The organism is Nocardioides sp., assembly GCF_051876515.1.
GTDB lineage: Bacteria > Actinomycetota > Actinomycetes > Propionibacteriales > Nocardioidaceae > Nocardioides.
Window position 1 is genome coordinate 1 of sequence record NZ_JBJEHY010000141.1, and the last position, 9,555, is coordinate 9,555.

Sequence of the window (9,555 nt, forward strand, 5' to 3'; positions counted from 1 at the left end):
GCACATGCGCCAGCCGCGGCAGCGGTCCTGGTCGACCAGGACGATGCCGTCCTCCGAGCGCTTGTAGATCGCGCCTGAGGGGCACGAGGCGGCGCACGAGGGGTTGAGGCAGTGCTCGCAGATGCGCGGCAGGTAGAACATGAAGGTCTCCTCGAACTCGAGCTTGACCTTGTCCTCGATGCCCTTGAGCATCACGTCGCGCGCGGCGTGCTCCTTGGACCCGCCGAGGTCGTCGTCCCAGTTGGCCGACCACTCGACGTTCATGTTCTTGCCGGAGATCAGCGACTTGGGCCGGGCGACCGGGAACGTCTCGGTCTGCGGCGAGTTGAGCAGCGACTCGTAGTCGTAGGTCCACGGCTCGTAGTAGTCGTGGATCGAGGGCAGCTTGGGGTTGGAGAAGATGCTCGCGAGCTTCTTCCAGCGACCTCCCGCCTTCAGCTCGAGGCGGCCGTTGGGCTTGCGCACCCAGCCGCCCTGCCACTTCTCCTGGTCCTCGTAGGTCCGCGGGTAGCCGAGTCCAGGGCGGGTCTCGACATTGTTGAACCACACGTACTCAGTGCCGGCCCGGTTGGTCCACGCCTGCTTGCAGGTCACCGAGCAGGTGTGGCAACCGATGCACTTGTCCAGGTTCATGACCATGGCCATCTGTGCCATCACGCGCATGTCAGTACTCCACCTTTGCAGTCCGCTTGCGGATCGTCGTCACTTCGTCACGGTTGTTGCCCGTCGGCCCGATGTAGTTGAAGAAGTAGGCGAACTGGGCATACCCACCGATCATGTGGCTCGGCTTCATGAGGATCCGGGTGAGGCTGTTGTGGATGCCGCCACGCTTGCGGTCCCGCTCGGTCAGCGGAACGTCGATCAGCCGGTCCTGGGCGTGGTGCATGTACACCGTGCCCTCGGGCATCCGGTGGGACACGATCGCCCGGGCCGCCACGACGCCGTTGCGGTTGACGGCCTCGATCCAGTCGTTGTCCTTGACGCCGATCTTGGCGGCGTCGCGGTCGGACATCCACACCGACTGGCCGCCGCGCGAGAGCGACAGCATGAACAGGTTGTCCTGGTACTCGGAGTGGATCGACCACTTGTTGTGCGGGGTCAGGTACCGCACGGAGACGCCGAGCTCGCCCTGGGCGCCGATCTCCGGCTCCCCGAACAGCTTCGTCATGTTCAGCGGCGGCCGGTACACCGGCAGCGCCTCGCCCATCCCGATCATCCAGTCGTGGTCGACGTAGAACTGCTGGCGACCGGTCAGGGTGTGGAACGGCTTGAGCCGCTCGATGTTGATCGTGAACGGGCTGTAGCGGCGTCCCCCGGACTCCGAGCCCGACCACTCCGGCGAAGTGATCACCGGCACGGGCGCGACCTGGGTGTCGGCGAAGGTGATCTGCTTGCCCTCGTGCTCCGCGGCCAGGTCGGCCAACTCCGTTCCCGTACGCCTCTCCAGGAACCGGAACCCCTGGGTGGCCAGGTGGCCGTTGGAGACACCCGCCAGGTGCAGGATCGCGTCGGCCATCTGCACGTCGGTCTCAACCTTGGGCTGACCGTCGCCGGCACCGCCGTGGGCCACCCCGTTGCGCTGACGCAGGATGTCCATCTCCCGCTTGACGTCGTAGGCGACGCCCTTGGTCAGCATGCCGACCTTCTCCATGAGCGGACCGATCGAGATCATCTTGTCGTAGATCGCGGTGTAATCACGCTCGGCGACCGCGATCGCCGGCATCGTCTTGCCCGGGACTGGCTCGACCTCACCGGTCTTCCAGTCCTTCACCACGCCGTGCACCGTGGCCATCGCCTCGGGGGTGTCGTGCCACAGCGGCTTGGCCACGACGTCCTTGCGAGTGCCCAGGTGGTCCACAGCCAGCTCGGAGAACCGCTTGGCGATGAGCTTCCACGCATCCCAGTCCGTCTTGGTCTGCCACGGCGGCGCGATCGCCGGGTTGAACGAGTGCACGAACGGGTGCATGTCCGTGGTGGACAGGTCGTGCTTCTCGTACCAGGTGGCCGCCGGGAGAACGACGTCGCTGAGCATGGTCGAGCTCGTCATCCGGAAGTCGATCGTCATCAGCAGGTCGAGACGACCCTCGGCCGCCTTCTCCGCCCACACGACGTCCTTGGGGCGCTGCTCCGGTGGCGCCTCCTCGGCGGTGGCCGCCGAGTCCGTCCCCAGCAGGTGCCGCAGGAAGTACTCGTTGCCCTTGGCCGAGGAGCCCAGGAGGTTGGCGCGCCACAGGCTGAGGATGCGGGGGTGGTTGTCCTCGTGCTCGGGGTCCTCGACCGCGAACTTCAGGCGTCCTTCCTTGAGCTCCTGGGCGACGTAGGCCGGCACCTCCATCCCGGCCGCCTCAGCGTCGTCGGCCAACGCGAGGCTGGACCGATCGAACGTCGGGTAGCTCGGGGTCCACCCCAGTCTGGCGGACTGGGCCAGCAGGTCCATGACGGTCTTGTCCTTGAACACCCCCGTACCGGCGTCGAGGTCGTCGGCGTCGAAGGTGTCGTAGCGGTACTGCGAGGTGTTCACGTACCAGTACGCGGTCTGGTTCATGTGCCGAGGCGGGCGGTGCCAGTCGAGGGCGAACGCCATGTGCTGGAAGCCCATGATCGGGCGGACCTTCTCCTGGCCCACGTAGTGGCCCCAGCCGCCGCCGTTGCGCCCCTGGCAGCCGGTGATCGTGGTGAGCACCAGCATGGCGCGGTAGATCTGGTCGGAGTGGAACCAGTGGTTGGTGCCGGCGCCCATCAAGATCATGCCGCGGCCACCAGTGTCGATGGCGTTCTGCGCCCACTCGCGCGCCAGCCGCTCGACCTGGGCCGCCGGGACGCCGGTGTGCTGCTCCTGCCAGGCCGGGGTCGCCGGGATGCTGGGATCGTCGTAGCCGCTCGGCCACTGGCCGGGAAGGCCGTCGCGGCCCACGCCGTACTGGGCAAGCATCAAGTCCAGGACCGTGGTGACCAGCCGGTCGCCCACCTGGCGCACCGGGACACCGGCGCTGACGTGGCCGACCTTGCCACCGGGGTCGTCGAAGCGCGGCAGACGCACCTCGACGGCACGTCCGTCGTGGTCGGGCAGGTCCATCAGGCTCAGCACCGGGTCGATGTCGCCCAGGTCGAGATTCCACTGACCCAGGCCCTCGTCGCCGAAGCGGTGGCCGATGGAGCCGCGCGGGATCCGGACGGCACCGTCGGCGTCCATGACGGCCGGCTTCCACATGGTGTTCTCGGTGCCACCCTCGGGGTGGTCGATGTCGCCGGCCACCAAGTACTTGCCGGGCCGGTAGGAGACGGTCCCGTCCTCGGCGGTGACCTCCTCGACCTGGATCAGGTGCGGGAGGTCGGTGTAGCGCTTGTTGTACTCGGAGAAGAAGTCGACGCGAGAGTCGGCGAAGAACTCCTTGAGCACCACGTGGCCCATCGCCATGGCCAGCGCACCGTCGGTGCCGGGCGCCGTCGTCACCCACTCGTCGGCGAACTTCACGTTCTCGGCGTAGTCGGGCGCGACCGCGACGACCTTCTGCCCCCGGTAGCGGGCCTCAGTCATCCAGTGCGCGTCCGGCGTACGGGTCAGGGGGACGTTGGAGCCCCACATGATGAGGTACCCGGCGTCCCACCAGTCGCCCGACTCCGGCACGTCGGTCTGGTCACCGAACATCTGCGGGGACGCGTTCGGAAGGTCGGCGTACCAGTCGTAGAAGGAGAGCATCGGGGCGCCGACCAGCTCCAGGAAGCGCGCGCCCGAGGTGTACGAGACCGGCGACATCGCCGGGATCGGCGAGAAGCCAGCGATCCGGTCGGGACCCCACCTCTTGACGGTGTAGACGTGGGCGGCCGCGATCAGCTCGCTCACCTCGTCCCACGAGGCGCGGACCAGGCCGCCCTTGCCCCGCGCCTTCTTGTAGAGCCGCGTCTGCTCCTCGTCCTGGACGATGGAGCCCCAGGCCACCACGGGGTCGCCGTACCTCGCCTTCGCTGCGCGGTACTGCTCGAGCAGCACGCCGCGGACGTACGGGTAGCGGATCCGGGTGGGGCTGTAGGTGTACCAGGAGAAGGCGGCGCCGCGGGGACAGCCGCGCGGCTCGTACTCGGGCCGGTCGGCGCCGGCGCTGGGGTAGTCGGTCTGCTGCGCCTCCCAGGTGATGATCCCGTCCTTGACGTAGACCTTCCACGAGCAGGAGCCCGTGCAGTTCACCCCGTGGGTGGACCGCACGACCTTGTCGTGGGCCCAGCGGTCCCGGTAGAAGGCGTCGCCTTCCCGGCCGCCCTCCTTGTGCAGGGTGCGCAGGTCGTCGCTGACCTCGGCCTTGGTGAAGAAGCGGCGGGACGAGAGCAGGGCTGCGCTCAGGCCGCTGCTGGCTACGGGCTTCGTGTCACTCACGTGGGTTCCTTCCCTGGGTGATGTGGACGGTGCAGGTGCGGGGGCCGACGAACGGGCGGAGCACGACGTCGGCGTCCGGCTCGCCGGCGCGCGCGAGGACGCCCTCGACGAGGCCCTGGTGGACCCCGCAGACGACGTCGGGCCGGACTGCCGCCATGTCGAGGAAGGGGCAGTCGGTGAGAGTCAGGCGGGCGAGGCGGCCGTTCTGCTCGGTGCTGAGGTCGGGCTGGTAGCCCCACTCGACGAGCAGGTCGAAGGCGTGCCCGATCTTGCCCAGCCACTCCCCCGGGGTCCGCGCCGGTGGCGGCACCTCGCCGTTCATGGGCATGTGGCGACGCACCCAGCGCAGGCCGGCCTCGCGCGGGGAGACCTCCGTCGCAACGCCACCGGGTCCCGGCCAGGCCTCGGCCAGCACCGCACCCAGAGCCTCGTACGCGTCGGCTGAGGCCCTGGCGCGCTCCGGCGGTGGGAGGAAGTACACCTTCCGCGGACGGCCGACCCGACCCCTGACCAGACGCGTCGACAGCATGCCCACCCGCACGAGCTGGTCCAGGTGGAACCGCACGGTCGTCACGTGGAGCTCGAGGCGTTCACCGAGCTCCGCGGCCGTCAGGCCGCCGAGACCTTCCTCGTCGCCAGCGGAGACGTCCCTCAAGAATTCGACGATGTCGCGGCGGACCGGCGAGTTCAACAGCCCACCCGTATCAACGGACCCGGGGCCCGAGGCCTCGAAACTGGTCCGCTGAATCATTGGGAGGACTCCGATTCCTGTCTATCCAAGAAATTCGTCAAAGGGCCGGTGCTCCGGGCTCCCGACCACGCTACACCCCGGACAGGGTCGACTTTCACGCTCAGGACCAGTTGCGGGACACCTCGGGACAAAGGTCCCGACCTTTGGGAACAAAGGCGCTTCCACGTCCCTGGACATGCGTTCTGACGACATCCCGGGTATAGCGTCCAATTGATTCAAAGGACGCTACTCCTTTTAAGTGGGGATATTGATGAGCACACCAATCACCGCTTCACCCGAGGCCCCCGGCAACGTGACACCTCACGGTGAGACGGGGCGCCACCGGGTGCTGTGGCTGTCCACCATCGCGTTCACGCTGATGTTCGCCGTCTGGTTGATGTTCGGAATCCTGGGCAAGCCGATCCAGGAGGAGTTCGGTCTCACCGAGGTGCAGCTCTCCTGGGTCATCGCTGCGGCCGCGCTCAACGGATCGCTCTGGCGACTCCCGACCGGCATGATCACCGACCGCATCGGCGGACGGAAGGTGATGGCCGGCCTGATGCTGCTCACGGCAGTGCCGACGTTCCTGGTCTCCCAGGTGCACTCGTTCGGGGTCCTGCTGGTGCTGGCCTTCTTCATCGGCCTGGCCGGCAACTCGTTCACCTCCGGCGTCGCGTGGAACTCCATCTGGCAGCCGCGCGAGCACCAAGGATTCGCGCTGGGACTGTTCGGGGCCGGCAACGTGGGGGCCTCGGTCACGAAGTTCATCGGCCCCCCGCTGATCGCGGGCACCGCGGGCGCGACCTACTTCGGGATCGTCGAGGGCGGCTGGCGCCTGGTGCCGGTCGTGTACGCGGTGCTCCTGGTCGTCATGGCCGCAGTCCTGTGGTTCGGCACGCCGAGCCAGGACCGTACGCCGGGCACCGGCCTGCCCCTGAAGGCACAGCTGACGCCACTGCGCGAGATGCGGGTGTGGCGCTTCAGCCTCTACTACGTGGCCGTCTTCGGCGCCTACATCGCCCTGGCGGCCTGGCTCCCCACGTACTACATGGACAACTACGAGGTGAGCCTGCAGACGGCGGCGCTCCTGACCGCGACCTACATTTTCCCGGCGTCCCTGCTCCGCCCGTTCGGCGGCATGCTGTCCGACCGCTTCGGTGCGCGGCGCGCGATGTACTGGACCTTCGGCGTGATGCTCGTGACCACCGGGATCCTCATGATGCCCAACGGCCACATCGTGATCTCGCACGCCGACGGGTCCACGAGCGAGCACCTGGCCTACCAGCTGGGCCTGGTCCCCTTCGCGGTCCTCGTGTTCATCCTCGGGTGCGCGATGGGTGTCGGGAAGGCGGCGGTCTACAAGCACATCCCCGAGTACTTCCCCGACAACGTCGGTTCCGTCGGCGGCCTGGTCGGGATGCTGGGCGGGCTGGGCGGATTCTTCCTTCCGCTGCTGTTCGCCTACACGAAGGCCTGGTCCGGTTTCCCCTCGAGCACGTTCTTCGTGCTCTTCGTCCTCACGGTCATCTGCTCCGTGTGGATGCACTGGACGGTCGTGCACATGTTGCACAGCAAGTCACCCGAGCTGGCTCACCACCTGGAGAGCCCGGCTGAGAACACCGAGCCCAAGGAGGCACTGGCATGAGCAGTACTGCTCCCGCACGCAGTGGCGGGGAGTGGCTGGAGAACTGGGACCCCGAGAACGAGCGGACCTGGGACTCCGGGCTCGCCTGGCGGACCCTGTGGATCACCACCTTCGCCCTCACCCTCGCCTTCGTGGCGTGGTTCCTGCCCAGCGCGATCATCCCCAAGCTCAACGCTCTGGGCTACTCCTTCACCGCCAACCAGCTGTACTGGATGGCGGCCATGCCCGGCCTCGCGGCCGGCCTGTTCCGGCTGATCTGGATGGTGCTCCCGCCCATCATGGGCACCCGCAAGATGGTCAGCCTCACGAGCTTGCTGCTGATCCTGTCCACCCTGGGCTGGGGTGTACGGGTCCAAGAGCCCTCCGCCCCGTACTGGGAGCTGATGGTGCTCGCGTTCCTCGCCGGCATCGGCGGCGGCGCGTTCTCGGGCTTCATGCCCAGCACGTCGTACTTCTTCCCCAAGGCGAAGGCCGGTACGGCGCTGGGCCTGCAGGCGGGCATCGGGAACTTCGGGGTCTCGCTGGTGCAGCTCCTCACCCCGTACCTCATCGGCTTCAGCTTCCTGGGCGTCCTGGGCGGCAGCCAGATGATGGCCGTCACCGGCAAGGAGCCCACCGAGGTCTGGTACCAGAACGCCGCGTTCATCTGGATCCCCCTCATGGTGGTCGCGGCGCTGCTGGCGTGGACGATGCTCAAGTCCATCCCCATGGACGTCAACGTCAAGCAGCAGTTCGACATCTTCGGCAACCAGGACACCTGGTGGATGACGCTGCTCTACATCATGACCTTCGGCACCTTCGCGGGCCTGTCCGCCCAGTTCGGCCTGCTCATGACCAACCTGTACGGCAGCGGCAACGCTGACATCATCGCCGGCGCGGGAGCCTCGGCGGAGCTGCTGGTGGAGGGCTACACGGTGCCCGACCCGGTGAAGTTCGTCTTCCTCGGCCCCCTCATCGGCGCAGGAGCCCGCGTGCTGTTCTCGCCGCTGACCGACCGGATGGGCGGGGCCGTTTGGACCCTCATCTCCGGCATCGGCCTGATCGTCGCGATCGCGTTCACGATCCCGGCCCTCACCCCGGACACGAGCTCGGCCGCTGCCCTGGACGCCGGCTTCAACCAGTTCCTGTGGGGCATGCTGGCGATCTTCCTGTTCTCCGGCATCGGCAACGCGTCCACGTTCAAGCAGATGCCGATGATCTTCGAGCGTCGGCAGGCGGGCGGGGTGATCGGCTGGACCGCAGCCATCGCCGCCTTCGGGCCGTTCTTCTTCGGCGTCGGCATCAGCACGGTCGGCGCGACGGGCTTCTACGCGATCGGCGTCGCGTGGGCGGTCATGTGCGTGGCCATCACGTGGTGGCGCTACGCCCGCAAGGGCGCAGCCAAGCCCAGCTGATCGATCCTGCACGACGAAGCCGGCCCCGGGGCATCGCCCCGGGGCCGGCTTCTCGTACGTGCGCCGTGACGCCGCCAGCGGCCCTCAGCCCCTGCGCCGGGTGAGCAGCAGACGCCACGCCTCCGGGCCACGCTCGAGGTACTCGACCTCGAAGCCCGAGCCGCTCCTCTCCTGGAGCTGGGCCAGCAGCGGGACCGGGTCGTGCGGGGCGACGAGGACCATGGCCGAGCCCACGGCGACGGCGTCGAGGGCACCGAAGATCGTGGCGTGGCGGATCGCGTGCGGGATGGCCCTGGCGTCGAGCTCGGGGTACGTCGTGGAACCGGACTCACCGCATCCGCACTCGTGTCCACCCGAACCGCACCCGCCGGTGGCCTCCGGGCCCAGGATCTCGTGCATGCCGTCGAGCAGCTGGGCGACGGAGACGCCCGGCGTGCCCGCCAGCAGCGGCAGCACCAGGTCGTTCTCCTTGGCCAGGTGCGACGCGAAGACCTCCCACAACGCCCGGGCGGACGTGGCGGTGTCCACGGCCGTCGCGGACGTCGCGATCTCGTCGACCAGCGACGTGATCAGCCCGTGCTCGGCGGTCATGGCCTCGATCAGCAGACGCCCCTGCGTGGTGGAGGCGGCCGCGGGGTAGAGCGTCTGCTCCTCCCCGAGCGCGTGCGGGACGAGTTCGTCACGGCACCACCCCACCAGTCGCTCGCGGGCGCGCTCAGCCACCTCCGCGTCGGCGGTACGGGCTGCGGCCAGCGTCGCGTCGACGTACGTCTTGAGCGCACCCGCCATCTGGGCGTGGTGCGCGACCACGGCCTCCACGGCGGCGGCGTCCGCCTCGGTGGAGGCGATCAGCAAGTCGGTCACCAGACTGTCCTCTCTCTCGGCCCAACCTGTCGGTTTGGCGTGTACGCCTCATTTAACTACACTCAGTTCCGTGGAAAATAATCGGCTGGAGATCCAACCGGGACACGGCCCGCGCGCCGGCACCGAACGCCCCCGTCGTCCGCTGTCCGCCTCCCGGTCAACCCTCCTCGACACGTTGCGCGCCCAGCACGCTCCCGTCACCCTGGCCGCACTCGCCACCGTCAGCCAACTGCACCCCAACACCGTGCGCGAGCACCTCGACGGCCTCGTCGCCGACGGTCTCGCCACCCGCGACCAGGCCGAGCCCCACGGACGCGGACGACCGGCCTGGCTGTACCGGTCCACCGGCGACGACGTGGCCGCGGCCCCCGAGTACGCGGGCCTGGCCGCCGCCCTGGCCGGGGCCATCGCACGCACCAGCGCCAGCCCGGCCGCGGACGCCGAGGAGGCGGGCGCGCGCTGGGGACACACCCTGGCGGCCCAGCGTGGCGTGACCCCCACCCCCGTCGAGAGCGACGCCCGGCGCGCCGTCGTGGACCTCCTCGAGGAC

The 9,555-nt window shown here is 68.5% G+C and carries 7 protein-coding genes and 1 pseudogene; 3 read left to right on the forward strand and 5 right to left on the reverse strand.

The genetic code is table 11. From position 1 onward, the window contains the following. From ACI379_RS10545 to ACI379_RS10555, 3 genes are all read right to left on the reverse strand, one after another. A partial coding sequence (locus ACI379_RS10545) for a 4Fe-4S dicluster domain-containing protein (RefSeq protein WP_439792039.1) occupies positions 1-663 on the reverse strand: 663 nt, incomplete at its 3' end. Position 664: 1 nt separating this feature from the next. Then, complete coding sequence (locus ACI379_RS10550) at positions 665-4,372, reverse strand: nitrate reductase subunit alpha (RefSeq protein WP_439792040.1); 3,708 nt, start codon at positions 4,370-4,372, stop codon at positions 665-667. Then, positions 4,365-5,123 (reverse strand): helix-turn-helix transcriptional regulator, encoded by a 759-nt coding sequence (locus tag ACI379_RS10555; RefSeq protein WP_439792041.1) that lies wholly within the window; start codon positions 5,121-5,123, stop codon positions 4,365-4,367. The genes ACI379_RS10550 and ACI379_RS10555 overlap by 8 nt, the downstream gene beginning before the upstream one ends. A gap of 250 nt (positions 5,124-5,373) precedes the next feature. On the opposite strand from ACI379_RS10555, the gene ACI379_RS10560 reads away from it, so the two are divergent. Further along, complete coding sequence (locus tag ACI379_RS10560; RefSeq protein ID WP_439792042.1) at positions 5,374-6,747, forward strand: MFS transporter; 1,374 nt, start codon at positions 5,374-5,376, stop codon at positions 6,745-6,747. After that, the gene (locus ACI379_RS10565; protein WP_439792043.1) at positions 6,744-8,141 is read left to right on the forward strand and encodes an MFS transporter; all 1,398 of its coding nucleotides are present in this window, start codon (positions 6,744-6,746) and stop codon (positions 8,139-8,141) included. Before ACI379_RS10560 ends, ACI379_RS10565 begins: the two co-directional genes overlap by 4 nt. Positions 8,142-8,225: 84 nt before the next feature. On the opposite strand, the gene ACI379_RS10570 is transcribed toward ACI379_RS10565, so the two are convergent. Further along, positions 8,226-8,540, reverse strand: coding sequence for a DUF2249 domain-containing protein (locus tag ACI379_RS10570; RefSeq protein ID WP_439792045.1), 315 nt, complete (start codon positions 8,538-8,540; stop codon positions 8,226-8,228). A gap of 54 nt (positions 8,541-8,594) precedes the next feature. Continuing rightward, positions 8,595-9,005, reverse strand: a pseudogene (locus ACI379_RS10575) (hemerythrin domain-containing protein); the annotation flags it as partial. Positions 9,006-9,075: 70 nt separating this feature from the next. Between ACI379_RS10575 and ACI379_RS10580 the strand changes: the two are divergent. Then, the coding region (locus ACI379_RS10580) for a helix-turn-helix domain-containing protein (RefSeq protein WP_439792044.1) at positions 9,076-9,555 on the forward strand (480 nt) is incomplete at its 3' end.